This window comes from Streptococcus equi subsp. zooepidemicus (assembly GCF_015689395.1).
GTDB classification, from domain to species: Bacteria; Bacillota; Bacilli; order Lactobacillales; family Streptococcaceae; genus Streptococcus; species Streptococcus equi.
Window position 1 is genome coordinate 1 of sequence record NZ_CP065054.1, and the last position, 25,991, is coordinate 25,991.

At 41.2% G+C, this 25,991-nt stretch carries 18 protein-coding genes, 18 tRNA genes and 3 rRNA genes; all 39 read left to right on the top strand.

What is annotated here, in order from left to right:
- The 39 genes from dnaA (at position 1) to mreD (ending at position 25,991) form a co-directional block, all read left to right on the top strand.
- Positions 1–1,353 carry a chromosomal replication initiator protein DnaA gene (dnaA, locus tag I2432_RS00005; protein WP_206158853.1) on the top strand — a complete coding sequence of 451 codons (1,353 nt, stop codon included), beginning with the start codon at positions 1–3 and terminating at the stop codon, positions 1,351–1,353.
- A gap of 156 nt (positions 1,354–1,509) precedes the next feature.
- On the top strand, positions 1,510–2,646 hold the full coding sequence (gene dnaN, locus I2432_RS00010; protein ID WP_012677175.1) for a DNA polymerase III subunit beta: 1,137 nt from the start codon (positions 1,510–1,512) through the stop codon (positions 2,644–2,646).
- A gap of 77 nt (positions 2,647–2,723) precedes the next feature.
- Positions 2,724–2,921 carry a DUF951 domain-containing protein gene (locus I2432_RS00015; RefSeq protein WP_012514683.1) on the top strand — a complete coding sequence of 66 codons (198 nt, stop codon included), beginning with the start codon at positions 2,724–2,726 and terminating at the stop codon, positions 2,919–2,921.
- A 123-nt stretch (positions 2,922–3,044) separates the two neighbouring features.
- The gene (locus I2432_RS00020) at positions 3,045–3,407 is read left to right on the top strand and encodes a helix-turn-helix domain-containing protein (protein ID WP_172453717.1); all 363 of its coding nucleotides are present in this window, start codon (positions 3,045–3,047) and stop codon (positions 3,405–3,407) included.
- Positions 3,408–3,490: 83 nt separating this feature from the next.
- Positions 3,491–4,606, top strand: a complete 1,116-nt coding sequence (gene ychF, locus I2432_RS00025; RefSeq protein WP_206158854.1) for a redox-regulated ATPase YchF — start codon at positions 3,491–3,493, stop codon at positions 4,604–4,606.
- A 158-nt stretch (positions 4,607–4,764) separates the two neighbouring features.
- Positions 4,765–5,334 (top strand): aminoacyl-tRNA hydrolase, encoded by a 570-nt coding sequence (pth, locus tag I2432_RS00030; RefSeq protein WP_043031693.1) that lies wholly within the window; start codon positions 4,765–4,767, stop codon positions 5,332–5,334.
- A 2-nt stretch (positions 5,335–5,336) separates the two neighbouring features.
- Positions 5,337–8,831 (top strand): transcription-repair coupling factor, encoded by a 3,495-nt coding sequence (gene mfd, locus I2432_RS00035; protein WP_206158855.1) that lies wholly within the window; start codon positions 5,337–5,339, stop codon positions 8,829–8,831.
- Entirely contained in the window at positions 8,800–10,311 is a 1,512-nt protein-coding gene (locus tag I2432_RS00040; protein ID WP_115251456.1) for an oligosaccharide flippase family protein, read from the top strand. Before mfd ends, I2432_RS00040 begins: the two co-directional genes overlap by 32 nt.
- Positions 10,312–10,341: 30 nt before the next feature.
- Positions 10,342–10,614 carry an RNA-binding S4 domain-containing protein gene (locus tag I2432_RS00045; protein ID WP_043053535.1) on the top strand — a complete coding sequence of 91 codons (273 nt, stop codon included), beginning with the start codon at positions 10,342–10,344 and terminating at the stop codon, positions 10,612–10,614.
- Complete coding sequence (locus I2432_RS00050) at positions 10,601–10,972, top strand: FtsB family cell division protein (protein ID WP_012677181.1); 372 nt, start codon at positions 10,601–10,603, stop codon at positions 10,970–10,972. The genes I2432_RS00045 and I2432_RS00050 overlap by 14 nt, the downstream gene beginning before the upstream one ends.
- 9 nt (positions 10,973–10,981) lie before the next feature.
- Complete coding sequence (locus I2432_RS10380; protein WP_012677182.1) at positions 10,982–11,101, top strand: SP_0009 family protein; 120 nt, start codon at positions 10,982–10,984, stop codon at positions 11,099–11,101.
- 12 nt (positions 11,102–11,113) lie between these two features.
- Entirely contained in the window at positions 11,114–12,400 is a 1,287-nt protein-coding gene (locus tag I2432_RS00055) for a serine hydrolase (protein ID WP_206158856.1), read from the top strand.
- The gene (gene tilS, locus I2432_RS00060) at positions 12,397–13,680 is read left to right on the top strand and encodes a tRNA lysidine(34) synthetase TilS (RefSeq protein WP_206158857.1); all 1,284 of its coding nucleotides are present in this window, start codon (positions 12,397–12,399) and stop codon (positions 13,678–13,680) included. Before I2432_RS00055 ends, tilS begins: the two co-directional genes overlap by 4 nt.
- 4 nt (positions 13,681–13,684) lie before the next feature.
- Entirely contained in the window at positions 13,685–14,227 is a 543-nt protein-coding gene (gene hpt, locus I2432_RS00065; protein WP_012514693.1) for a hypoxanthine phosphoribosyltransferase, read from the top strand.
- 21 nt (positions 14,228–14,248) lie between these two features.
- Positions 14,249–16,222: an ATP-dependent zinc metalloprotease FtsH gene (ftsH, locus tag I2432_RS00070; protein WP_206158858.1), complete on the top strand. Its 1,974-nt coding sequence runs from the start codon at positions 14,249–14,251 to the stop codon at positions 16,220–16,222.
- Between the two features lie 158 nt (positions 16,223–16,380).
- Positions 16,381–17,775: an APC family permease gene (locus tag I2432_RS00075; protein WP_165627774.1), complete on the top strand. Its 1,395-nt coding sequence runs from the start codon at positions 16,381–16,383 to the stop codon at positions 17,773–17,775.
- A gap of 255 nt (positions 17,776–18,030) precedes the next feature.
- Positions 18,031–19,579: ribosomal RNA gene (locus tag I2432_RS00080) — 16S ribosomal RNA — on the top strand.
- Between the two features lie 55 nt (positions 19,580–19,634).
- A tRNA-Ala gene (locus tag I2432_RS00085) sits at positions 19,635–19,707 on the top strand.
- 310 nt (positions 19,708–20,017) lie between these two features.
- Positions 20,018–22,917: ribosomal RNA gene (locus I2432_RS00090) — 23S ribosomal RNA — on the top strand.
- An 84-nt stretch (positions 22,918–23,001) separates the two neighbouring features.
- Positions 23,002–23,117, top strand: a 5S ribosomal RNA gene (rrf, locus tag I2432_RS00095).
- Together the 16S, 23S and 5S rRNA genes with 18 tRNA genes alongside form the textbook arrangement of a ribosomal RNA operon.
- 14 nt (positions 23,118–23,131) lie before the next feature.
- Positions 23,132–23,204, top strand: a tRNA-Val gene (locus I2432_RS00100).
- A gap of 13 nt (positions 23,205–23,217) precedes the next feature.
- Positions 23,218–23,290, top strand: a tRNA-Asp gene (locus I2432_RS00105).
- Between the two features lie 3 nt (positions 23,291–23,293).
- Positions 23,294–23,366: transfer RNA gene (locus tag I2432_RS00110), tRNA-Lys, on the top strand.
- Between the two features lie 5 nt (positions 23,367–23,371).
- Positions 23,372–23,453 (top strand) — tRNA-Leu (locus I2432_RS00115).
- An 8-nt stretch (positions 23,454–23,461) separates the two neighbouring features.
- Positions 23,462–23,534: transfer RNA gene (locus I2432_RS00120), tRNA-Thr, on the top strand.
- An 11-nt stretch (positions 23,535–23,545) separates the two neighbouring features.
- A tRNA-Gly gene (locus tag I2432_RS00125) sits at positions 23,546–23,617 on the top strand.
- A gap of 8 nt (positions 23,618–23,625) precedes the next feature.
- A tRNA-Leu gene (locus tag I2432_RS00130) sits at positions 23,626–23,710 on the top strand.
- 14 nt (positions 23,711–23,724) lie between these two features.
- Positions 23,725–23,798: transfer RNA gene (locus I2432_RS00135), tRNA-Arg, on the top strand.
- Positions 23,799–23,804: 6 nt separating this feature from the next.
- A tRNA-Pro gene (locus I2432_RS00140) sits at positions 23,805–23,878 on the top strand.
- Between the two features lie 10 nt (positions 23,879–23,888).
- Positions 23,889–23,962: transfer RNA gene (locus tag I2432_RS00145), tRNA-Met, on the top strand.
- A 20-nt stretch (positions 23,963–23,982) separates the two neighbouring features.
- Positions 23,983–24,056, top strand: a tRNA-Ile gene (locus I2432_RS00150).
- 7 nt (positions 24,057–24,063) lie between these two features.
- Positions 24,064–24,153 (top strand) — tRNA-Ser (locus tag I2432_RS00155).
- Between the two features lie 11 nt (positions 24,154–24,164).
- Positions 24,165–24,238: transfer RNA gene (locus tag I2432_RS00160), tRNA-Met, on the top strand.
- Positions 24,239–24,262: 24 nt separating this feature from the next.
- A tRNA-Phe gene (locus I2432_RS00165) sits at positions 24,263–24,335 on the top strand.
- A 5-nt stretch (positions 24,336–24,340) separates the two neighbouring features.
- Positions 24,341–24,411 (top strand) — tRNA-Gly (locus I2432_RS00170).
- A 29-nt stretch (positions 24,412–24,440) separates the two neighbouring features.
- Positions 24,441–24,514 (top strand) — tRNA-Ile (locus tag I2432_RS00175).
- 9 nt (positions 24,515–24,523) lie between these two features.
- Positions 24,524–24,611: transfer RNA gene (locus I2432_RS00180), tRNA-Ser, on the top strand.
- Positions 24,612–24,633: 22 nt separating this feature from the next.
- Positions 24,634–25,485 carry a rod shape-determining protein MreC gene (locus I2432_RS00185; protein ID WP_249093259.1) on the top strand — a complete coding sequence of 284 codons (852 nt, stop codon included), beginning with the start codon at positions 24,634–24,636 and terminating at the stop codon, positions 25,483–25,485.
- A gap of 2 nt (positions 25,486–25,487) precedes the next feature.
- On the top strand, positions 25,488–25,991 hold the full coding sequence (gene mreD, locus I2432_RS00190; protein WP_012514697.1) for a rod shape-determining protein MreD: 504 nt from the start codon (positions 25,488–25,490) through the stop codon (positions 25,989–25,991).

A 25,991-nucleotide genomic window follows, 5' to 3' on the forward strand; every position in this document is an offset into this window, starting at 1 on the left:
ATGACTGAAAATGAACAAATTTTTTGGAATAGGGTCTTAGAGCTAGCTCAAAGCCAGTTAAAGCAGGCAACTTATGAATTTTTTGTTCATGATGCTCGTTTGATCAAGGTAGACAATCATGTCGCAACAATTTTTTTGGATCAGATGAAGGAATTGTTTTGGGAAAAAAATCTCAAAGACGTTATCCTAACAGCAGGATTTGAAGTTTACAATGCTCAAATTGCTGTAGACTATGTCTATGAGGATGACTTGATGATTGAGCAACAGCATCAGGGACAGCAAGGATATACTGAACAAGCCTTTCAGCAATTCCCAACAGTACAGTCCGATTTAAACCCTAAATACAGCTTTGACAACTTTATCCAAGGTGATGAAAATAGGTGGGCTGTTGCTGCATCAATAGCGGTAGCTAATACACCAGGAACAACCTATAATCCTTTATTTATCTGGGGAGGTCCAGGTCTTGGTAAGACCCATCTTTTAAATGCTATTGGAAATTCAGTTTTACTGGAAAATCCAAATGCTAGGATTAAATACATTACGGCTGAAAATTTTATTAATGAATTTGTTGTTCATATTCGTCTAGATACTATGGACGAGCTAAAGGAGAAATTTCGCAATCTTGATCTCCTCCTAATTGATGACATTCAATCCCTAGCTAAAAAAACCTTGTCTGGTACACAAGAGGAGTTCTTTAACACCTTCAATGCTCTACATAACAATAACAAGCAAATTGTTTTAACAAGTGACCGAACCCCTGATCACCTCAATGACCTAGAAGATCGCCTAGTGACTCGATTTAAGTGGGGACTAACGGTTAATATTACACCGCCTGATTTTGAAACACGTGTTGCTATTTTGACCAATAAAATTCAAGAATATAATTTCGTTTTTCCACAGGACACCATCGAATATTTAGCCGGCCAGTTTGACTCTAATGTCAGAGACTTAGAGGGAGCTTTGAAGGATATTAGTCTTGTGGCCAATTTTAAGCAAATTGATACGATTACAGTAGATATAGCAGCAGAAGCTATTCGAGCTAGAAAACAAGACGGTCCTAAGATGACTGTCATTCCAATTGAGGAAATCCAAGCTCAGGTTGGAAAATTCTATGGGGTTACGGTTAAGGAAATCAAGGCGACCAAACGCACACAGGATATCGTGCTTGCTAGACAGGTTGCTATGTTTTTAGCTCGTGAGATGACAGATAATAGTCTACCAAAAATCGGTAAAGAATTTGGAGGACGTGATCATTCAACTGTGCTTCATGCTTATAACAAAATAAAAAACATGATTGGACAAGACGAAAGCCTCAGAATTGAAATTGAAACCATCAAGAACAAAATCAAATAAGCAATGTGGATAACCTTTAGCAAAAAGGAAAATTTATCCACAGCTTGTGCACAAGCGTTTTAACTAGTAACGACTGGTACAAGGAGACTTATCCACTATTTTAACAAGACCTACTACTACTACTAGCTATAATACTTATATAACAAAGGAGTTACCATGATTCAATTTTCTATCAATAGAGCCCTTTTCATTCAAGCTTTAACAGCCACTAAAAGGGCTATCAGCAGTAAAAATGCTATACCGATCTTATCAACCATCAAGATTGAGGTTAATCCATCAGACATTACCCTGACTGGCTCTAACGGTCAAATCTCTATTGAAAATACCATTCCTGTTAGCAATGAAAACGCAGGCTTGTTGATAACCTCAACAGGGGCTGTTCTTTTAGAAGCCAGCTTTTTTATCAATATTATCTCAAGTCTTCCAGATGTTAGCTTAGAATTTAAGGAAATTGAACAGCATCAGGTGGTGCTAACCAGTGGGAAATCTGAAATCACCTTAAAGGGGAAGGATATTTCTCAATACCCACGTCTTCAAGAGGTATCAACTGAAAATCCATTAATTTTAAATACAAGACTCTTAAAATCTATCATTGCTGAGACAGCCTTTGCTGCTAGTATGCAGGAAAGTCGTCCTATTTTGACAGGTGTACACATTACCTTAAGTCAACATAAGGACTTCAAAGCGGTAGCAACAGATTCACATCGTATGAGTCAACGTTTGATTACTTTGGATAAAACCTCAGCCGATTTTGATGTGGTCATTCCAAGTAAATCCTTGAGAGAATTTTCAGCTGTCTTTACAGATGATATCGAAACTGTTGAAGTGTTCTTTTCTGCTAGTCAAATGCTATTTAGAAGCGACTACATTTCTTTTTACACCCGTCTATTAGAAGGTAATTATCCTGATACTGACCGTTTGCTGATGAAGGATTTTGAGACAGAGGCTGTTTTTAACACACAATCCTTACGACATGCTATGGAGCGTGCCTTCTTAATTTCAAACGCTACGCAAAATGGTACAGTGAAGCTTGAAATTGAAGCAAACCGTATTTCAGCTCATGTTAACTCTCCAGAGGTTGGTAAGGTTAACGAGGATCTGGACGTGGTGAGTCAAGCAGGGAGTGATTTAACTATTAGCTTTAACCCAACCTATTTGATTGAAGCCTTAAAAGCCATTAAAAGTGAGACGGTTAAGATTCACTTCCTATCGCCTGTTCGTCCTTTCACCTTAACACCGGGAGATGATGAAGAGAGCTTTATCCAATTAATCACACCAGTTCGTACAAACTAAGCGAAAAATGCTCCCTTTTAGGAGCTTTTTTTGTTATGATAAATAATAAGTATAAGAGATGAGTGAGTGGTAAAGTGATGTATCAAGTTGGATCCTTAATTGAAATGAAAAAGCCCCATGCCTGTGTAATCAAAGAAACAGGAAAAAAGGCAAATCAATGGAAAATCACAAGAGTAGGAGCAGATATTAAGCTGCAATGCACTAACTGTAATCATGTTATCATGCTAAGTCGTCATGATTTTGAGCGTAAGATGAAGAGGGTCTTGCAACCATAGAAGCTCTATTGTCATAAGGTTTTTAACTGTCTTCGCAACCAATTATTGCGTCAAAAATTGCTAGCTTGCCTTTTAAAAAAGAGTTATTGTAAAGGTATCAAAAAGGAAAGGCGGTCATTAGTGATGACTAAATTCGCAGAACAATTAAAGAAGTATCGGCTTGAAAAGCAGTTGTCGCAGGACACCTTAGCTGAGAAGCTTTTCATCTCCCGTCAGGCTATTTCAAAGTGGGAAAATGGAGATGCGACACCAGATTTGGAAAATTTAGTTACATTGGCAGCTGTTTTAGAGGTGACTTTAAATGAATTGGTGACCGGAAAAGAGTCTGCAATCAAGGTTACCAAGAAAACTGAAAAGCCAATGAACGTATGGGAATTTTTAACTGAGGAATCTAAACGGCCAATGAGTAAAGGTGATCTTCTCATGCTGTTATTGGTTCCGATTGTCTTGTTGGGTGTGTATCTTATTGTGATCCATTTTAGTTAAAGATCATTACTAGGCAAGCTTTTTCTTCTTTTTTTTGCTATAATGATAAGGATTGAAAAAATATAACGGAGACCGAAAAAAATATGGCTTTAACAGCAGGCATCGTTGGTTTGCCAAACGTTGGGAAATCAACCTTATTTAACGCAATTACAAAAGCAGGGGCAGAGGCTGCTAATTATCCTTTTGCTACAATTGATCCTAATGTTGGTATGGTAGAGGTTCCAGATGAGCGTTTACAGAAGTTGACAGAGCTTATCACGCCTAAAAAAACAGTACCTACAACCTTTGAGTTTACAGATATCGCAGGTATTGTAAAGGGGGCTTCAAGAGGAGAGGGACTTGGAAATAAGTTCTTGGCTAATATCCGCGAGGTTGATGCTATTGTTCATGTGGTTCGTGCCTTTGATGATGAAAATGTCATGCGTGAGCAGGGGCGTGAGGATGCCTTTGTGGATCCTTTGGCAGATATTGATACGATTAATCTTGAATTAATCTTGGCTGACTTAGAATCAATCAATAAACGCTATGCGCGTGTCGAAAAAATGGCTCGTACACAAAAGGATAAGGATTCTGTAGCAGAATTTGCTGTCCTTGAAAAAATTAAGCCAGTGCTTGAAGAAGGCAGGTCTGCTCGTACCATTAGCTTTACAGATGATGAGCAAAAAATTGTTAGGCAGTTATTTTTATTAACGACTAAGCCAGTGCTTTATGTGGCAAATGTTGATGAGGATAAGGTAGCAACTCCAGACGCTATTGATTATGTGAAGCAGATTCGTGACTTTGCAGCAACTGAAAACGCAGAGGTTGTTGTGATTTCAGCTCGTGCAGAAGAAGAGATTTCAGAGCTAGATGATGAAGACAGGAGTGAATTTTTAGAGGCTATCGGTCTGACAGAATCTGGTGTTGACAAGCTGACACGTGCAGCCTATCATTTGCTTGGACTTGGGACCTACTTTACAGCTGGTGAAAAGGAAGTGCGTGCATGGACTTTCAAGCGCGGCATTAAGGCACCGCAAGCGGCTGGTATCATTCACTCAGATTTTGAGCGCGGTTTTATTCGTGCGGTGACGATGAGCTATGATGATTTGATTAAGTATGGCTCAGAAAAAGCTGTTAAAGAGGTAGGTCGTCTGCGTGAGGAAGGAAAGGAATATATCGTTCAGGATGGCGATATTATGGAGTTTAGATTCAACGTTTAGTGATAACAATATCGTGTTCTAGGGTTGGGATAGTATTCCAGCCCTTTTGGTGCCTATCAAAAGCTTAGAAAGGACAAAAAATAGTGGGGGAAGAAGCTGATAAAGCTTTAATAATGATAGCAGGCTGCTATCATACCTCATTTCTCTGGTGTATTAGTATGGTAAAAATGATAGTAGGCTTAGGAAATCCAGGCTCAAAATATCAGCAAACAAAGCATAATGTTGGTTTTATGGCAGTTGACAGACTTGTCAAAGATCTTGACATTAGCTTTACAGAAGATAAAGCCTTCAAGGCTCTTGTTGGGAGTGCTTTTATTAATCAAGAAAAGGTTTATTTTGTTAAGCCGACTACCTTTATGAATAATAGTGGTCTTGCTGTTAGGGCTTTATTGACCTATTATAATATTTCAACTAAAGATTTAATGGTTATCTATGATGATTTAGATATGGCAGTTGGTAAAATTCGCTTACGTCAAAAAGGCTCTGCAGGGGGGCATAATGGTATAAAATCCATTATTGCTCATATCGGTACACAGGAATTTGACAGGGTTAAAATTGGTATTGGAAGACCAAGTCATGGAATGAGTGTTATTAATCATGTTCTAGGAAAATTTGATACAGATGATATGATAACAATCAATGTAGCACTTGATAAGGTTGACAAAGCAATCAACTATTATTTACAGGAAAAAAGCATTGAGAAAACAATGCAGCAATTTAATGGGTAGTTATGAATATTTTAGAATTATTTAGTCAAAACAAGTCAATCCAGACCTGGCAAAGTGATGTTACAAGCTTAAAACGGCAATTAGTTATGGGGTTGTCAGGCTCAAGTAAAGCCGCAACTATTGCCTCAGCCTATCTTAGCTTTCAAGGGAAGCTGGTCGTGGTGACGTCAACTCAAAATGACATGGAAAAATTAGCTAGTGATCTGTCAGCCTTGCTTGATGAGGACTCTATTTTTCAATTTTTTGCAGATGATACTGCTGCAGCTGAGTTTATTTTTTCGTCTATGGATAAAACAATCTCTAGAATAGAAGCACTGGCTTTTTTATCAAATCCAGAAGCAAGAGGAATATTGGTCATAAGCTTAGCAGGACTCAGAGTCCTACTTCCAAGTCCTAAGACTTTTCAGCAGGGTCAGATTGACTTAGCAGTAGGGATTGACACTGATCTTGACAAGATTGTCAAGAAGCTTGTCAAGATTGGTTATCAAAGGGTAGCTCAGGTTGTTAATCCTGGTGAATTTAGCAGACGAGGCGATATTTTAGATGTTTACGAGGTAACACAGGACTTGCCTGTTCGCATCGAATTTTTTGGTGATGAGATTGATGGTATTCGGAGCTTTGATGTGGAAAGTCAAAAATCTCTCCAAAGGAAGGACAGCACCAGTATCAGGCCTGCAAGTGATGTGATTTTTGAGCCGGAGGATTTTGATAGGGCTATCCATAATCTTGAAAAACAGCTTCAGCTTGCTAAGGCAGAACATAAAGGCTATCTGGAGGAGCTGCTCGCCGTAATAAAAGAAGGCTTGAAGCATAAGGATATTCGTAAATTTCAATCACTGTTTTATGATAATGAATGGACAATTTTAGATTACCTTCCTAAGGGAACACCAGTATTTTTTGATGATTTCCAAAAGTTAGTTGACAAAAATGCTACATTTGATTTAGAGCTTGCTCATTTGTTGACAGATGATTTACAACAAGGAAAGTCACTTCCATTTCTCCATTATTTTGCTGACAATTATCGTGAGCTGCGACACTATAAGCCTGCCACCTTCTTTTCAAATTTTCACAAGGGGCTTGGTAATATTAAATTTGATAAAATGCACAGCTTGACACAGTATGCCATGCAGGAGTTTTTCAATCAATTTCCATTACTCATTGATGAGATTAAGCGGTATCAAAAATCAGGAGCAACTGTTCTTTTACAGGTTGAATCTCATCAGGCCTATGAACGGTTGGCAAAATCCCTTGAGACTTATCAATGTCAATTGCCCCTTGTTTCTGCTGATGCAATAGTATTACGTCAAGCACAGATCATTATTGGTCACCTAGCAGGTGGGTTTTACTTTGCTGATGAAAAATTAGTTTTAATCACTGAGCATGAGATATATCATAAAAGGCTGAAGCGTCGTGCTCGTCGCACCAATATGAGTAATGCTGAGCGCTTAAAGGATTACAATGAATTGTCTAAGGGTGATTATGTGGTCCACAGTGTGCATGGGATTGGTCGTTTTTTAGGCATTGAAACGATTAATATACAAGGAATACATCGAGATTATGTCACCATTCAGTATCAGCAGTCAGATCGAATTTCTTTGCCTGTTGAGCAGCTTGAAAGCTTATCGAAATATGTGTCAGCAGATGGTAAAGAGCCAAAGATTAATAAATTAAACGATGGTCGTTTTCAAAAAGCAAAGCAGAGGGTTAAAAAGCAGGTTGAGGATATTGCAGATGACCTGTTGAAGCTTTATGCAGAGCGTAGTCAGCAAAAAGGATTTCAGTTTTCTCCAGATGATGAGTTACAAAGAGCATTTGAGGAGGATTTTGCCTTTGTTGAGACTGATGATCAAGTTAGGTCCATAAAAGAGGTTAAAAAGGATATGGAAAGTATCAAGCCTATGGACCGTTTACTAGTTGGTGATGTTGGCTTTGGTAAGACCGAGGTGGCTATGAGAGCTGCTTTTAAGGCTGTTGGTGACCATAAGCAGGTAGCTATCCTAGTGCCAACAACTGTTTTGGCACAGCAGCATTATGAGAATTTTAAGGAAAGATTTGAAAACTATCCAGTTGAAATTGCTGTCTTAAGCCGCTTTCGCAGTAAAAAGGAGCAAGCTGAAAGTCTAGAAAGACTAAAAAAGGGACAGGTTGACATTATTATTGGGACTCATAGGTTGCTGTCAAAGGATGTGATTTTTTCAGATTTAGGCTTGATTGTCATTGATGAAGAGCAGCGTTTTGGTGTTAAGCATAAAGAAACCCTAAAGGAATTAAAGACCAAGGTTGATGTCCTTACACTGACTGCAACACCTATTCCTCGTACCCTGCATATGTCTATGCTTGGTATTCGGGATTTATCAGTGATTGAGACGCCTCCTACGAATCGTTATCCTGTTCAGACCTATGTTTTAGAAAACAATCCTGGCTTGATTAGGGAAGCTATTATTCGAGAAATGGATCGTGGTGGTCAAGTCTTTTATGTTTACAATAAGGTTGACACCATTGACAAGAAGATGGCAGAGCTGCAAGAATTGGTTCCAGAGGCTTCTGTTGGCTTTGTTCATGGTCAAATGAGTGACATTCAGCTTGAGAATACCTTGATGGATTTTATCAATGGTGAGTATGATGTCTTAGTTGCAACAACTATTATTGAAACAGGGGTTGATATTTCTAATGTCAATACCTTGTTTATTGAAAATGCTGATCATATGGGACTATCAACCTTGTATCAGCTTCGAGGTCGTGTTGGAAGGAGCAACCGTATTGCCTATGCTTATCTCATGTATAAGCCTGATAAGGTATTAACAGAGGTTTCCGAAAAAAGATTGGAAGCTATTAAGGGCTTTACAGAGCTGGGGTCTGGCTTTAAAATTGCTATGCGAGATTTATCTATTCGGGGAGCAGGAAATATATTGGGTGCTTCGCAAAGTGGTTTTATTGACTCAGTTGGCTTTGACATGTATTCTCAGCTGCTAGAGCAGGCTATTGCAAGTAAGCAGGGAAGAGCGTTGACGCGACAAAAAGGCAATGCAGAGATTAATCTCCATATTGATGCTTATTTACCTAGTGATTATATCAAAGACGAGCGTCAAAAAATTGATATTTATAAGCGCATTCGTGAGATTGACTCTAGAGCAGCTTATTCTGATTTGCAAGATGAAATCATGGATCGTTTTGGTGATTATCCTGATCAGGTAGCCTATTTACTGGAGATCGGCTTGTTGAAATACTATTTGGATACAGCCTTTGCTGAATTAGTTGAGAAGAGGGACCATCAGGTTATGGTTAGGTTTGAGGTTGCTTCGCTTCAATACTATTTGACACAGGATTATTTTGAGGCTCTGTCAAAAACAAGCTTAAAAGCAAGGATTAGTGAGCATCAGGGTAAAATTGAAATTATCTTTGATGTTAGACATCAGAAAGACCATGTCATTTTAGAAGAATTGATACTTTTTGGAGAGACACTTGGTGAGATTAAATCTAGAAAAGCTTCCTCATAAAACTAAGCAATCAAGTCTTCTGATTGTTATTAGTGGTTTTATGTCAAAATTATTAGCAGCCAGTTACCGTATCCCTTATCAAAATTTGGTAGGGGATAGGGGCTTTTATGCTTACCAACAAATCTATCCTTTGCTAGGTATTATTTCAGCTTTAGGTCTAACTGCTTTACCCAATGTGATTGCCAGTATGGCCCAGAAAAAAAAGCAGCTACAGCTAGCAGCTCTATTTAAGTTGCAATGCTGTACCAGCTTCTTATTGTCAGGAATATTGGTGCTGAGTCATAAGGCATTGGCTAGCTGGATGGGAGCACAGCAGCTGGCACCATCAATTGTCATAACAGCAATGGTTTTGTTAACAGTACCCTTTATATCCTTTTACAGAGGCTTGGCCCAGGCTGATATGAATATGGCTCCTACAGCTCTGAGTCAGGTTCTTGAGCAGATCATAAGAGTTGCTATAATCATTGTTGCTGCACTGTGCTACAGGGTGCTTGGTTGGACGGTTTATTTAACAGCAAATGTTGCTGCTTTTGGAAATTTAGTAGCGAGCTTGGTTATTTTAGCTTATCTGAAGCGCTATAGCACTTATTCGTTAAAAAGCTTTTTCTCAGGAGATACGATTGCTATTAGAGATTTAACAAGTCTGGGCTTGCCGACCTTAGTTTTTTTACTTTTTTCAGTTTACCTGCTTGTTTTTCAATTAGTAGATTCTCTTTTGGTGAAAAATACTTTGGTTAATTCAGGCTTATCAGAGCTAACAGCTGAAATGACTAAGGGTGTTTACGATAGGGGACAGCCCTTGCTGCAATTTGGTCTCATTTTTTCGACAGCCTTATTTACAGCCTATTTACCGAATTTAACAGCCTTATTTCATGTTGAAAGGGGGATCTATAAAGAGCAGAGTCAATGTTTCTTTGAGTTTATCTTTTATTTTAGCCTGACGTTGACTGTTGGCTTTATTAGTATTCTCCATCTGATGAATCGAGCCTTATTTGAGGACAATAAGGGCTGGATGGCCTTAGTGATTTACCTGATGATTATAGCAGTGTCAAGTATGATTCAATTCTTTCATCAAAAATGCTTCATTGAGGATCACATCAAGCAGTCTTTGCTTATTTTGCTGTTTGGCTTTTTATTAAAATTAGGCTTAACACCTATATTAACTTACTATTACGCTATTGTTGGAAGCTCCTTATCAACTCTAATCCCCTTGCTGGTCGTTTTACTCCTATATACTGTGCTGGCTGATATTGATTTTAAAGCGATAGTGAATGCTAAATATGGGCTTGCTTTAGTGATCATGCTCATGTGTGTGCTTACAAGTCAATATTGTTTGCCATTATCAGGTCGGCTTGGTGCGCTGATTAGTCTTTTGGTGTCATCTGCTGTTGGTTTATCCTCTTTTTTAATAGCTTGCAAAAAGCTAGATGTCTTTAAGAAGAAATTGTGGTCTTTTCTACCATTTGTCAAAGAAAAATGATAGAATGAAAGGGATTGTGAGGCAAAAGATATGAGATTAGATAAATATTTAAAGGTATCAAGATTGATTAAGCGTCGATCAGTGGCCAAAGAGGTTGCAGATAAGGGACGTATTAAGGTTAATGGTATCCTTGCGAAAAGCTCAACTGATTTAAAACAAAATGATCAGGTTGAAATCAGATTTGGCAATAAGTTGCTGACTGTTCGTGTGCTTGACATGAAGGACAGCACGAAAAAAGAAGATGCTGTTAAAATGTATGATATTATCAGCGAAACAAGGATAAAGAGCGATGAAGAAGCCTAGTATCGTCCAGTTGAATAACCATTATATCAACGAAGAAAATATCAAAAAACGGTTTGAGGAAGAGGAAATTCAAAAACGGAACCGTTTTATGGGTTGGATCTTGGTTAGTATGATGTTCTTGTTTATTCTGCCAACCTATAACTTGGTCAAGGGTTATGTTTCACTGAAAAAACAAGGTCAGCAGATTATTACATTGGAAAAAGAGTATCGTGAGTTAGAAAAAAAGACTAAGTCTGAAAAACAGTTAGCTGAGCAGCTAAAAAATGATGATTTTGTCAAAAAGTATGCTAGGGCTAAATATTACTTATCAAGAGAAGGAGAGGTTATTTATCCAACTCCTGGATTATTACCAAAATAGTAATTGACTATGGATAATATTGTCGAAAAAATTGAAACATTTCTTGCCTTTTCTGATGACAAATTAGCAGAGCTAGAAAAGGAAAATCAAAAGCTGAAGAAAGACCATCATCACACAGAAGTAAAATAGGAAGGAGCCATTGTGAAAAAATTATTAGCAGCTATGTTAATGACATTTTTCGTGACTCCTTTGAAGGTCATTAGTACAGAAAAAATTCCAGTGTTTTCTGAAGCAACACGATACCATTTAAGTCAGGATATTGTTAGCTCTACTCTTTATTATAGTCGGATTCCGACTAATCCCAATGTTTTTGAGGAGACAGTTGCTTATAGGGATCCCGAATTGAGTGTGCCAAAGACGATGATCGCACCAGACAATAGAATTGTTATCAAGGATGTTTTGCTAAACAAGGCAGCTATTCCTGTCTTTAGACTGGCAGATGACACTTACCTTGAAGCTAGTCGTCAGATTGTTTACGAGGATATTATGTTTGAGCAGACAGCTGTGGATTTGGATTTTTGGACTCAAAAAAAGATGACCATGTATGCTGAGCCCTATGTTTTAGGGGTTCAGCCAATTGCATCAGATAGTGAGCCTGGCAGAAAGGTTCATGCTAGTAAGATGGCTCAAACAGAGCATGGGAGCTATTATTTCATTGATCATAAGGGCTGGGTTAATCAAAAGGAGTTGTCACCTACCGATAATCGCATGTTGAAGGTTCAGGAAATGCTATTGCAAAAATATAATAAAGAGAATTATTCTATTTTTGTAAAGCAGCTTAACACGCAGGCCAGTGCAGGTATCAATGCTGATAAACAGATGTATGCGGCAAGTATTTCCAAATTAGCAACCCTGTACAGTGTTCAAAAAAAACTGAAGTCAGGTAGCTTATCTGAAGGTAAGAGCTTAAAATACATTGATGAGGTCAATCATTTTTATGGTGATTACGATCCAACCGGCAGTGGTAAAATTAGTAAAATAGCTGACAAAAAGGACTATAATGTGATGGAGCTTTTAAAGGCTGTGGCTCAGCAGTCTGACAATGTTGCTACTAATATCTTAGGCTACTACCTATGTAATCAATATAATCAAGCCTTTCAATCAGAGATTAGGGCGTTAGCTGGAGTAGATTGGGATATGGAAAAGCGCTTGCTTTCTTCTCATGCAGCAGCAAATCTCATGGAAGCTATCTATTATCAAAATGGTCAGATTATTTCTTATTTGTCACAGACAGCATTTGATGATCAGCGCATTTCAAAAAATATTTCTGTGCCAGTGGCTCACAAGATTGGAGACGCCTACGATTACAAGCATGATGTTGCTATTGTTTATGGTGATAATCCCTTTATCTTATCCGTTTTTACAGATAAGGCTTCCTATGACGACATCACAGCAATTGCTGACGATGTTTATTCGATTTTAAAATGACTTATCAACATATTTATAATATCATAAAAAAGAAGGCCTATTTTGACGCTCATCAGGCTGTTTTGATAGCTGTATCTGGTGGAGTAGATTCGATGAATTTACTGCACTTTTTGCATGCTTTTCAAGCAGAATTGCAAATTCGGATTGGCATTGCGCATGTCAATCACAAGCAAAGACCAGAATCAGATGACGAAGAGGCTTATTTGAGGTCTTGGGCTAAAAAGCATGCTATTCCTATCTATGTTGCTTATTTTCAGGGCGCTTTTTCTGAGAATGCTGCGCGTCATTTTCGCTATCATTTTTTTGAAGAGATCATGCAGCAGGAGCATTATTCGGCCTTAGTCACAGCACATCATGCTGATGATCAGGCTGAAACTATTTTGATGAGGCTGATTCGTGGCAGTCGATTGCGTCATTTAGCTGGTATCAGAGAGGTTCAGCCCTTTGCTACTGGTCAGTTGATACGACCGTTTTTAACGGTATCAAAAGAAGAGTTGCCTAATCCCTTTCATTTTGAAGATCATTCTAATGACAGCATGGCTTATTTTCGCAATCGTGTTCGTCATCATTACCTGCCAGATTTCAAAAGAGAAAATCCTCAGGCTACTCAATCTTTGATTGCTTTATCTGCGGAAAGTCGCCTGCTGCTTCAGGCCTTTGATGATTTAACACAAGGACTTGCATTTCATCGATTAGATTGTTTTTTAGCTCAATCAGCTGCTGTTCAGTTTTTTTTGCTTCAGCATTATTTAGAAACGTTTCCGCAGCTAGCTATTAAAAAATCACAATTTGATGATCTTTTACACATTATCAGACGGCAAAAGCAGGGGATTTACCCAATTAAAAATACTTATTGTCTCCTCATTGAAAAAGAGTCTTTTGTTATTAAAAAAATCATTCCAAAGACTGATTTAAATCGAGAATCAAAAATGGTATCATACGGTGATCCTTTAGACTATAGGGGGTATCGATTTGCTTTTTCAGGTGATTTGACTGATAAAGGACATGATATAGCTATTCCTCTATATGGCTTATCACCAGTTACCTTGCGTCACAGGCAAGCAGGAGATCGGCTTTTTCTTGGTGAATTTTCAAAAAAATTAAGACGATTATTTATCGACGGAAAGTTTACAAACGAGCAGCGTCAAAATGCCATCGTAGGAGAACAGGCCGGAGTTATTATTTTTGTGCTGGTTGGCGATGAAACATATTTGAGAAAAGCATCTAAACATGATATAATGTTGGCTAAACTGTATATTGATAAATTAGAAAAAAGGTGACAGTATGCTTGAGCAAGATATTCAAAAAATTCTTTATTCTGAAAATGACATTATTCAAAGGACCAAAGAGCTTGGTGAGCAGTTGACGAAGGATTATCATGGTAAAAATCCATTGATGGTCGGTGTCTTAAAGGGCTCTGTTCCATTCATGGCTGAGCTCATGAAGCACATTGACACTCACGTTGAAATTGATTTTATGGTTGTTTCTAGCTATAATGGTGGAACAACTAGCAGTGGAGAGGTTAAAATCTTAAAAGACGTTGACACCAATATTGAGGGAAGAGATGTCATCTTTGTTGAAGATATTATTGATACTGGTCGAACACTCAAATATTTGCGTGACATGTTCAAATATCGTAAGGCTAATTCCGTTAAGATTATCACACTATTTGACAAGCCAGAGGGTCGTGTGGTAGACATTGAAGCAGATTATGTATGCTACAATGTTCCTAATGAATTTATTGTGGGCTTCGGATTGGATTATGCAGAAAATTACAGAAATCTCCCTTATGTCGGTGTTTTAAAAGAGGAAGTCTATTCAAAATAGGAGAAGGTCAATTATTGTTGTATGAAAAATAATAAAAATAATGGGTTTGTTAAAAATTCTTTTATATACATATTGATGATTGTTATTGTTGTAGCAGGGTTTCAATATTATTTAAGAGGAACTAGTACACAAAGCCAGCAAATTAGCTATTCAAAATTAATTAAGCACTTGAAGGCAGGTGATATAAAATCACTTAGCTATCAGCCTAGTGGCAGCATTGTTGAGGTCAAAGGAAAATACGAAAAACCTCAAAAGGTGTCTATTGACACAGGCTTGTCATTTTTAGGTAATAGTGCAGCCACTGAGGTAACCGAATTTACAGCCTTCATTTTACCGTCTGATTCTGTGTTAAAGGAAATGACTTCTGTCGCAGATAAAAATGGAACAGAAATTACTGTAAAACAAGAAAGCTCAAGTGGGGCTTGGATTACCTTTCTTATGAGCTTTCTGCCGATTGTGATTTTTGCAGCCTTCATGATGATGATCATGAATCAAGGCGGTGGTGGTGCTCGTGGTGCCATGAGTTTTGGTAAAAATAAGGCTAGATCACAAGCAAAAGGTGATGTAAAGGTTAGATTTACAGATGTGGCTGGTGCTGAGGAAGAAAAACAAGAACTGGTAGAGGTTGTTGATTTTCTAAAGAATCCTAAGAAATACAAGGTACTTGGTGCGCGCATTCCTGCTGGTGTTCTTTTGGAGGGACCTCCAGGAACAGGTAAAACATTGCTTGCAAAGGCTGTTGCTGGAGAGGCGGGAGTACCATTCTTTAGCATTTCAGGCTCAGATTTTGTTGAGATGTTTGTTGGTGTTGGTGCCAGTCGTGTGCGTTCTTTATTTGAAGATGCTAAAAAGGCTGAGCGAGCGATTATTTTCATTGACGAAATTGACGCTGTTGGTCGTCGTCGTGGTGCCGGCATGGGCGGTGGTAACGATGAGCGTGAGCAAACCCTTAATCAGCTTCTTATTGAGATGGATGGCTTTGAAGGTAATGAAAGCATCATTGTCATTGCTGCAACCAACCGTAGTGATGTTTTAGATCCAGCCTTGTTAAGACCAGGTCGCTTTGACCGTAAGGTGCTTGTTGGTCGACCAGATGTTAAGGGGCGTGAGGCGATATTGCGTGTTCACGCTAAAAATAAGCCGCTTGCCGAAGATGTCAATCTAAAGGTTGTTGCTCAACAAACTCCAGGCTTTGTCGGTGCGGACCTTGAAAATGTCCTTAATGAAGCTGCTCTTGTTGCAGCGCGTCGGAATAAAGCTAAAATTGACGCTAGTGATATTGATGAGGCAGAGGATCGTGTTATTGCAGGACCTTCTAAGAAGGATCGTAGCATTTCACAGAGAGAGCGCGAAATGGTGGCCTACCATGAAGCAGGTCACACTATTGTTGGTTTAGTTTTATCTAATGCTCGTGTTGTACACAAGGTAACAATTGTGCCTCGAGGCCGAGCAGGCGGCTATATGATTGCGCTTCCAAAAGAAGATCAAATGCTTTTATCTAAGGATGATCTGAAGGAGCAGCTTGCAGGTCTTATGGGTGGTCGTGTTGCAGAAGAGATTATTTTCAACGCTCAAACCACAGGTGCTTCAAATGACTTTGAACAGGCTACTCAAATGGCCAGGGCTATGGTCACAGAGTATGGTATGAGTGAAAAGCTAGGACCAGTCCAATATGAAGGCAATCATGCTATGATGCCAGGGCAATTGTCACCTGAAAAATCCTATTCTGCTCAAACAGCCCAAATGATTGATGATGAGGTTCGTGAGTTATTAAACGAAGCTCGTAACAAGGCTGCTGACATTATTAATGATCATCGTGAAACTCACAAGCTGATTGCTGAAGCACTTCTTAAGTATGAGACGTTGGATGCTGCTCAAATTAAGTCCATTTACGAGACTGGAAAAATGCCACATGATCCAGAAAATGATGAAGCAGAAGTGCATGCCTTGTCCTATGATGAAATCAAAGATAAAATGACAGAAGCTAACGAATAATGCTTAGTTGTTGTCATTACCTAAGATGAGTTAGGCTTCGTTCCTGGCTCATTTTTTAATAGGTTTTAAGCTATATTGGGGTCGTTTTAGTGAAATTTACAATTGTCAGGAACTATGATAAACTAAGTAGAACCATTTTAAGACTAGAAAGTGACAAGATGACAATCTTTCGTAAAAAAAGACAAGCTATTAATAAAACTGAGATGAATAGGCACTTAAAAATGCTGGATTTGATTTTTTTGGGCTTAGGATCAATGGTAGGAACAGGTATTTTCACTATTACAGGCATAGGAGCAGCTAACTACGCAGGGCCGGCATTGACCATTTCTATTATCCTTTCTGCTATTGCGATTAGTATTCTAGCCCTCTTTTATGCTGAATTTGCTTCACGAATTCCAGCAAATGGTGGGGCTTATAGCTATGTTTATGCGACATTAGGTGAATTTCCAGCTTGGATTGTTGGCTGGTATATTATCATGGAATTTTTAACAGCAATTTCAAGTGTAGCTGTTGGCTGGGGAAGCTATTTAAAAGGCTTGCTGGCTAATTATGGCTTACAATTGCCCACTGCTTTAAATGGTACCTTTGATCCTCAAAAAGGAACCTATATAGACTTACTTCCAGTATTGGTAATGCTCCTAGTTACCGCAATTGTATTGATGAACTCAAAGGCAGCATTGCGATTCAATAGCTTTTTAGTTCTGTTAAAATTTTCAGCCCTAGCTTTATTTATCATTGTAGGCTTATTTTTTATTGATACAGCTAACTGGTCACCTTTTGCGCCTTATGGCTTTGGCCAAATTTATGGTGGTAAGTCAGGTATTTTTGCTGGAGCATCAGTCATGTTTTTTGCTTTCTTGGGCTTTGAGTCTATTTCCATGACAGTGGATGAGGTCAAAGAACCACAAAAAACAATTCCAAGAGGTATTGTATTATCCTTAACGATTGTAACGATCTTATATGTTATTGTTACAATGGTTTTAACTGGGATTGTTCACTATACAAAATTAGATGTACCTGATGCAGTTGCCTTTGCTCTAAGAAGCATTGGATTGCGTTGGGCAGCAGATTATGTCTCAGTTGTTGCAATTTTAACCCTAATTACAGTTTGTATTTCAATGACCTATGCCTTAGCAAGAACGGTTTACAGTATCAGCAGAGATGGACTTTTACCAAGAGCCCTTTGTCAAATCACAGAAAAAACAAGAATTCCTAAAAATGCAACCTTAGTTGTTGGTGTATTATCTATGATTTGTGCAGGAATATTCCCCCTAGCTAGTCTTGCTGAGTTTGTCAATATCTGTACTCTTGCCTATCTTGTTATTATGTCCTTTGCTATCATTAAGCTAAGGAAAAACGCTGGAGAGCCTCAAAGTGGAGAATTTAAAACTCCTTTTGTGCCTCTTTTGCCAATTTTAGCTATTATTATCTGTGTAACCTTTATGAGTCAGTACATGGTATTTACGTGGATTGCTTTTGGTATCAGCACTGTACTTGGCATTTTAGTCTATACATGCTATGGCTATACCCATTCCCAAGAAAGAAGAAAATAAAAGTTCAAAACTAGTTGACAAGTGTCGGTAAGATATCGTATACTAATGAAGCTGTCGGCGAGCACTAGCTCGTTAATGAAAAAAGGTAAAAAAAGTAGTTGACAAAGGTAGCCTAAGCTGATAGAATGTAATAGTTGTCTCGTAAGACAAAGACCTTTGAGAACTGAATAAGACGACCAAACGTGCGGGTTACGGAAGTAACCTGTCAATAAAGAAACAAGTCAGTAATGACGTCGAGTTAAGAGCTCAAACTAAATTAAAGAGAGTTTGATCCTGGCTCAGGACGAACGCTGGCGGCGTGCCTAATACATGCAAGTAGAACGCAGAGGTCAGGTGCTTGCACTGGACTGATGAGTTGCGAACGGGTGAGTAACGCGTAGGTAACCTACCTGATAGCGGGGGATAACTATTGGAAACGATAGCTAATACCGCATAAAAGCCAATGACCCATGTCATTGGCTTGAAAGAAGCAAACGCTTCACTATGAGATGGACCTGCGTTGTATTAGCTAGTTGGTAGGGTAAAGGCCTACCAAGGCGACGATACATAGCCGACCTGAGAGGGTGAACGGCCACACTGGGACTGAGACACGGCCCAGACTCCTACGGGAGGCAGCAGTAGGGAATCTTCGGCAATGGGGGGAACCCTGACCGAGCAACGCCGCGTGAGTGAAGAAGGTTTTCGGATCGTAAAGCTCTGTTGTTAGAGAAGAACAGTGATGGGAGTGGAAAGTCCATCATTTGACGGTAACTAACCAGAAAGGGACGGCTAACTACGTGCCAGCAGCCGCGGTAATACGTAGGTCCCGAGCGTTGTCCGGATTTATTGGGCGTAAAGCGAGCGCAGGCGGTTTAATAAGTCTGAAGTTAAAGGCAGTGGCTTAACCATTGTATGCTTTGGAAACTGTTAAACTTGAGTGCAGAAGGGGAGAGTGGAATTCCATGTGTAGCGGTGAAATGCGTAGATATATGGAGGAACACCGGTGGCGAAAGCGGCTCTCTGGTCTGTAACTGACGCTGAGGCTCGAAAGCGTGGGGAGCAAACAGGATTAGATACCCTGGTAGTCCACGCCGTAAACGCTGAGTGCTAGGTGTTAGGCCCTTTCCGGGGCTTAGTGCCGTAGCTAACGCATTAAGCACTCCGCCTGGGGAGTACGACCGCAAGGTTGAAACTCAAAGGAATTGACGGGGGCCCGCACAAGCGGTGGAGCATGTGGTTTAATTCGAAGCAACGCGAAGAACCTTACCAGGTCTTGACATCCCGATGCTATTCTTAGAGATAAGAAGTTACTTCGGTACATTGGAGACAGGTGGTGCATGGTTGTCGTCAGCTCGTGTCGTGAGATGTTGGGTTAAGTCCCGCAACGAGCGCAACCCTTATTGTTAGTTGCCATCATTAAGTTGGGCACTCTAGCGAGACTGCCGGTAATAAACCGGAGGAAGGTGGGGATGACGTCAAATCATCATGCCCCTTATGACCTGGGCTACACACGTGCTACAATGGTTGGTACAACGAGTCGCAAGCCGGTGACGGCAAGCTAATCTCTGAAAGCCAATCTCAGTTCGGATTGTAGGCTGCAACTCGCCTACATGAAGTCGGAATCGCTAGTAATCGCGGATCAGCACGCCGCGGTGAATACGTTCCCGGGCCTTGTACACACCGCCCGTCACACCACGAGAGTTTGTAACACCCGAAGTCGGTGAGGTAACCGTTAAGGAGCCAGCCGCCTAAGGTGGGATAGATGATTGGGGTGAAGTCGTAACAAGGTAGCCGTATCGGAAGGTGCGGCTGGATCACCTCCTTTCTAAGGAAAAATGGAAGCATGTTTGGAAGTCTTATTTAGTTTTGAGAGGTCTTGTGGGGCCTTAGCTCAGCTGGGAGAGCGCCTGCTTTGCACGCAGGAGGTCAGCGGTTCGATCCCGCTAGGCTCCATTATCTAGGATACAAAGAAATGTTTGGGTTACCTAATTTTCTGTATTCTAAGATATATAAGATATCGTTCAAGTAATTGAACACGACCTCATTTTTTAGGAAAAAAGATAAATCTCCTCGTGTGTAAAGCACACATCGTCGATTTCCTATTTTTCTACAAAAATGCCCAACAAGTTGGGACGGTCTTAGTATCTTAATCTTGTCCATTGAAAATTGAATAACTATATCACATTCCGCAATCAAAAAAGATTGTAAGAAAGTAACAAGAAATAAACCGAAACGCTGTGATAACGAGTTTAAGAAAAAATAAGGTTAAGTTAATAAGGGCGCACGGTGGATGCCTTGGCACTAGAAGCCGAAGAAGGACGTGACAAACGACGAAATGCTTTGGGGAGCTGTAAGTAAGCAAAGATCCAGAGATGTCCGAATGGGGGAACCCACTAGCTAATGGCTAGTATCCATAACTGTTAAGGTTATGAGAAGGAAGACGCAGTGAACTGAAACATCTAAGTAGCTGCAGGAAGAGAAAGCAAACGCGATTGCCTGAGTAGCGGCGAGCGAAAAGGCAGGAGGGCAAACCGAAGAGTTTACTCTTCGGGGTTGTAGGACTGCGTTGTGGGACGACAAGATTATAGAAGAAGGCCTTGGGAAGGGTCGCCACAGAGAGTAACAGCCTCGTATTCGAAATAGTCTTTAACCCTAGCAGTATCCTGAGTACGGCGAGACACGAGGAATCTCGTCGGAATCTGGGAGGACCATCTCCCAACCCTAAATACTCACTAGTGACCGATAGTGAACCAGTACCGTGAGGGAAAGGTGAAAAGCACCCCGGGAGGGGAGTGAAAGAGAACCTGAAACCGTGTGCCTACAAGAAGTTCGAGCCCGTTAATGGGTGAGAGCGTGCCTTTTGTAGAATGAACCGGCGAGTTACGTTTACGTGCGAGGTTAAGTTGAAGAGACGGAGCCGAAGGGAAACCGAGTCTTAATAGGGCGCAAGTACGTGGACGTAGACCCGAAACCATGTGACCTACCCATGAGCAGGTTGAAGGTGCGGTAAGACGCACTGGAGGACCGAACCAGGGCACGTTGAAAAGTGCTTGGATGACTTGTGGGTAGCGGAGAAATTCCAAACGAACTTGGAGATAGCTGGTTCTCTCCGAAATAGCTTTAGGGCTAGCGTCGATATAAAGTCTCTTGGAGGTAGAGCACTGTTTGGGTGAGGGGTCCATCCCGGATTACCAATCTCAGATAAACTCCGAATGCCAATGAGATATGATCGGCAGTCAGACTGCGAGTGCTAAGATCCGTAGTCGAAAGGGAAACAGCCCAGACCACCAGCTAAGGTCCCCAAATAACTGTTAAGTGGAAAAGGATGTGGGGTTGCACAGACAACTAGGATGTTAGCTTAGAAGCAGCTATTCATTCAAAGAGTGCGTAATAGCTCACTAGTCGAGTGACCCTGCGCCGAAAATGTACCGGGGCTAAAACAGTTTACCGAAGCTGTGGATTACCGTTAAGGTAATGGTAGGAGAGCGTTCTATGTGTGATGAAGGTATACTGTGAAGAGTGCTGGAACGCATAGAAGTGAGAATGCCGGTATGAGTAGCGAAAGACAGGTGAGAATCCTGTCCACCGTAAGACTAAGGATTCCAGGGGAAGGCTCGTCCGCCCTGGGTTAGTCGGGACCTAAGGAGAGACCGAAGGGTGTATCCGATGGACAACAGGTTGATATTCCTGTACTAGAGTATATAGTGATGGAGGGACGCAGTAGGCTAACTAAACCGGACGACTGGAAGAGTCCGGCTAAGCAGTGAGGTGTGATGTGAGTCAAATGCTTACATCTATAACATTGAGCTGTGAAGGGGAGCGAAGTTAAGTAGCGAAGTTAGAGACGTCACACTGCCAAGAAAAGCTTCTAGCGATACGTATACTCTACCCGTACCGCAAACCGACACAGGTAGTCGAGGCGAGTAGCCTCAGGTGATCGAGAGAACTCTCGTTAAGGAACTCGGCAAAATGGCCCCGTAACTTCGGGAGAAGGGGCGCTGACTGCAAGTCAGCCGCAGTGAATAGGCCCAAGCAACTGTTTATCAAAAACACAGCTCTCTGCTAAATCGCAAGATGATGTATAGGGGGTGACGCCTGCCCGGTGCTGGAAGGTTAAGAGGAGTGCTTAGCGCAAGCGAAGGTATGAATTGAAGCCCCAGTAAACGGCGGCCGTAACTATAACGGTCCTAAGGTAGCGAAATTCCTTGTCGGGTAAGTTCCGACCCGCACGAAAGGCGTAATGATTTGGGCACTGTCTCAACGAGAGACTCGGTGAAATTTTAGTACCTGTGAAGATGCAGGTTACCCGCGACAGGACGGAAAGACCCCATGGAGCTTTACTGCAGTTTGATATTGAGTATCTGTACCACATGTACAGGATAGGTAGGAGCCATAGAAGTCGGGACGCCAGTTTCGATGGAGGCGTTGTTGGGATACTACCCTTGTGTTATGGCTACTCTAACCCACTAGGCTAATCGTCTAGGGAGACAGTGTCTGACGGGCAGTTTGACTGGGGCGGTCGCCTCCTAAAATGTAACGGAGGCGCCCAAAGGTTCCCTCAGATTGGTTGGAAATCAATCGCAGAGTGTAAAGGTATAAGGGAGCTTGACTGCGAGAGCAACACCTCGAGCAGGGACGAAAGTCGGGCTTAGTGATCCGGTGGTACCGTATGGAAGGGCCATCGCTCAACGGATAAAAGCTACCCTGGGGATAACAGGCTTATCTCCCCCAAGAGTTCACATCGACGGGGAGGTTTGGCACCTCGATGTCGGCTCGTCGCATCCTGGGGCTGTAGTCGGTCCCAAGGGTTGGGCTGTTCGCCCATTAAAGCGGCACGCGAGCTGGGTTCAGAACGTCGTGAGACAGTTCGGTCCCTATCCGTCGCGGGCGTAGGAAATTTGAGAGGAACTGCTCCTAGTACGAGAGGACCAGAGTGGACTTACCGCTGGTGTACCAGTTGTCTCGCCAGAGGCATAGCTGGGTAGCTATGTAGGGAAGGGATAAGCGCTGAAAGCATCTAAGTGCGAAGCCCCCCTCAAGATGAGATTTCCCATAACGTTAAGTTAGTAAGAGCCCTGAGAGACGATCAGGTAGATAGGTTAGGAGTGGACGTGTGGTGACACATGGAGCGGACTAATACTAATAGCTCGAGGACTTATCCAAAAGATGAAACCAGTCGCTATTGACAGCTTAAGGAATTCTTGTTAGACTATAGTTATTCAATTTTGAGTGGAGAAGACTCGTAAGTTAAGTGACGATAGCCTAGGAGATACACCTGTACCCATGCCGAACACAGTAGTTAAGCCCTAGAACGCCTGAAGTAGTTGGGGGTTGCCCCCTGTGAGATACGGAAGTTGCTTAGCTTAGATCCACTTGGGGGAGTTTAGCTCAGCTGGGAGAGCATCTGCCTTACAAGCAGAGGGTCAGCGGTTCGATCCCGTTAACTCCCATAAGTTATGAATAGGTCCCGTAGTGTAGCGGTTATCACGTCGCCCTGTCACGGCGAAGATCGCGGGTTCGATTCCCGTCGGGACCGTAGGACTCGTTAGCTCAGTTGGTAGAGCATTTGACTTTTAATCAAAGGGTCACTGGTTCGAGCCCAGTACGGGTCATAAAGGCGGGTTTGGCGGAATTGGCAGACGCACCAGATTTAGGATCTGGCGCTTAACGGCGTGGGGGTTCAAGTCCCTTAACCCGCATAAGATAGGCCGGCTTAGCTCAGTTGGTAGAGCATCTGATTTGTAATCAGAGGGTCGCGTGTTCAAGTCATGTAGCCGGCATTGATAGAGTTGCGAACGTAGTTCAGTGGTAGAACACCACCTTGCCAAGGTGGGGGTCGCGGGTTCGAATCCCGTCGTTCGCTTTTGGGGAGCCGGGGTGGCGGAACTGGCAGACGCACAGGACTTAAAATCCTGCGATGGTTAACATCGTACCGGTTCGATTCCGGTCCTCGGCATAGCATAAGGAAAAGCACCCTTAGCTCAATTGGATAGAGTACCTGACTACGAATCAGGCGGTTAGAGGTTCGACTCCTCTAGGGTGCATAGTTACGGGAAGTAGCTCAGCTTGGTAGAGTACTTGGTTTGGGACCAAGGTGTCGCAGGTTCGAATCCTGTCTTCCCGATTAGTTTGATGGCGGTGTAGCTCAGCTGGCTAGAGCGTCCGGTTCATACCCGGGAGGTCGGGGGTTCGATCCCCTTCGCCGCTATTTTGTTTTTGGATTGCTTTGGACCTTTAGCTCAACTGGTTAGAGCACTCGGCTCATAACCGAGCGGTCGTAGGTTCGAGTCCTACAAGGTCCATAATGGTGGAGGATTACCCAAGTCCGGCTGAAGGGAACGGTCTTGAAAACCGTCAGGCGTGTAACAGCGTGCGTGGGTTCGAATCCCACATCCTCCTTTAAAGAATATCGCGGGATGGAGCAGTTAGGTAGCTCGTCGGGCTCATAACCCGAAGGTCGTAGGTTCAAATCCTGCTCCCGCAATTATATTAATGATATATGATGGTTGGCTCGGTAGCTCAGTTGGTAGAGCAATGGATTGAAGCTCCATGTGTCGGCGGTTCGATTCCGTCTCGCGCCATTTTAGCGGGTGTAGTTTAGTGGTAAAACTACAGCCTTCCAAGCTGTCGTCGCGAGTTCGATTCTCGTCACCCGCTTTATAGTTTTCCCAAGCTATAGTATGCTTGGGCGCGTAGCTCAGGTGGTTAGAGCGCACGCCTGATAAGCGTGAGGTCGGTGGTTCGAGTCCACTCGTGCCCATCATTATTTGGAGAATTACTCAAGAGGCTGAAGAGGACGGTTTGCTAAATCGTTAGGTCGGGTAACTGGCGCAAGGGTTCGAATCCCTTATTCTCCGTATTGTAAAGGTGATTATCAGTATGATAATCGTTTTTTTATTTTTAGAGGTGATTTTATTGAAAAAGCTTAACCTATCTCGTCTCTTTTTTTGGTTAACATCATTAGCTTTACTGGCTTTGACCTTGGTTCTTCTTTTTAGAGTAGCTATTTCTCCATATTTATCAATGATTATCCGAAATCCCGTTACAAAAATTGATGCTATAATGTCTAAGCCTTTTGCTGTTATAAAGGAGGGTGCAAAGGAATTAGATAGCTTGATGTCTGCTTTTTCTGAAAATAAGCATTTAAAAAAGGAGCTTAGGTCCTATAAATTGGATCAGTTACAGGTTGACAAGCTAAAATCTGAAAATCGAGAGCTCAAGGAGCTGTTAGGGTTGAATTATAGTCCTAATAATCAATTTGCTGCCAGAATGATATCAAGAAATCCTTATAGCTGGAATAAATCGCTGGTCATTGATAGCGGCAAAAGGGAAATTAAGGAGAAGTCCTTGGTTACTTCAGAGCTTGGACTTATTGGTCGTGTTACAGCTGTTAGCCAGTCATCTGCTCATGTTGAATTGTTAACATCTGGGAAGAATATTGATTTGCCAATTAAAATTGTAGATAAGGATAAGGTGATTTATGGCAATTTAAAGGCATTTAAATCAGAAAGTAAAACAATAGTTGCCAGCGAATTTAATTCTAATGACTCAATATCATTAGATGCTAAGGTTTATACAAGTGGATTAGATGGTGAGACTGTGGCAGATATTCCTGTTGGAAAGGTTACGGGATTTAAAAATGCTGCTGATAAGCTAAAGCGTCGTATTTTTATAAAATTGTATGCTGATACTGATAATCTTGACTATGTTCTTGTTGTTGGAAAAGAGTGAATATGAAAAAATCTTCAGAGCTATTAGTCCTTTTGCCTTTTCTTTTATTTTTTGTTGATGCACACGTGTCAGACCTGATCAGCTCAATGTTACCTGAGGGTTACTCGGTAGTATCACACCTCTTTTTACTGTTTTTCCTGATCCTTATGGTAGCGTTTAGATCTAAGGGAGTTATTTGTTTCTTCTCTCTTCTTTTAGGATTATTGTTTGATTATTATTATTTTGATCATATAGGGATTTTGTCTCTTGCCTTGCCTTTTGGAACAATGATCGTTCTAGGGCTATTAAGGTTCTTTTCTGGTTCCATTAGTCAGCTACAATTTTTCCTTTTCTTTACTCTTTATATGTTTCTTGTAGATGTATCAAGCTTTATTTTGGCAAACAGCTATCAGTTAACTGATATGACTTTTCCTTATGTAATGACGTTTCAGCTTGCTCCGACTTTAATCGTCAATCTCCTTATTTTGTTTTGCTTTAGAAAATTAATATTAAGTCAATTTTATTGA

Bases quoted from the DNA above. Each gene is read 5' to 3' on its own strand.
- dnaA (WP_206158853.1), top strand. From the start codon at position 1: ATGACTGAAAATGAACAAATTTTTTGGAATAGGGTCTTAGAGCTAGCT.
- dnaN (WP_012677175.1), top strand. From the start codon at position 1,510: ATGATTCAATTTTCTATCAATAGAGCCCTTTTCATTCAAGCTTTAACA.
- I2432_RS00015 (WP_012514683.1), top strand. From the start codon at position 2,724: ATGTATCAAGTTGGATCCTTAATTGAAATGAAAAAGCCCCATGCCTGT.
- I2432_RS00020 (WP_172453717.1), top strand. From the start codon at position 3,045: ATGACTAAATTCGCAGAACAATTAAAGAAGTATCGGCTTGAAAAGCAG.
- ychF (WP_206158854.1), top strand. From the start codon at position 3,491: ATGGCTTTAACAGCAGGCATCGTTGGTTTGCCAAACGTTGGGAAATCA.
- pth (WP_043031693.1), top strand. From the start codon at position 4,765: ATGGTAAAAATGATAGTAGGCTTAGGAAATCCAGGCTCAAAATATCAG.
- mfd (WP_206158855.1), top strand. From the start codon at position 5,337: ATGAATATTTTAGAATTATTTAGTCAAAACAAGTCAATCCAGACCTGG.
- I2432_RS00045 (WP_043053535.1), top strand. From the start codon at position 10,342: ATGAGATTAGATAAATATTTAAAGGTATCAAGATTGATTAAGCGTCGA.
- I2432_RS00050 (WP_012677181.1), top strand. From the start codon at position 10,601: ATGAAGAAGCCTAGTATCGTCCAGTTGAATAACCATTATATCAACGAA.
- I2432_RS10380 (WP_012677182.1), top strand. From the start codon at position 10,982: ATGGATAATATTGTCGAAAAAATTGAAACATTTCTTGCCTTTTCTGAT.
- tilS (WP_206158857.1), top strand. From the start codon at position 12,397: ATGACTTATCAACATATTTATAATATCATAAAAAAGAAGGCCTATTTT.
- hpt (WP_012514693.1), top strand. From the start codon at position 13,685: ATGCTTGAGCAAGATATTCAAAAAATTCTTTATTCTGAAAATGACATT.
- ftsH (WP_206158858.1), top strand. From the start codon at position 14,249: ATGAAAAATAATAAAAATAATGGGTTTGTTAAAAATTCTTTTATATAC.
- I2432_RS00075 (WP_165627774.1), top strand. From the start codon at position 16,381: ATGACAATCTTTCGTAAAAAAAGACAAGCTATTAATAAAACTGAGATG.
- I2432_RS00185 (WP_249093259.1), top strand. From the start codon at position 24,634: ATGATAATCGTTTTTTTATTTTTAGAGGTGATTTTATTGAAAAAGCTT.
- mreD (WP_012514697.1), top strand. From the start codon at position 25,488: ATGAAAAAATCTTCAGAGCTATTAGTCCTTTTGCCTTTTCTTTTATTT.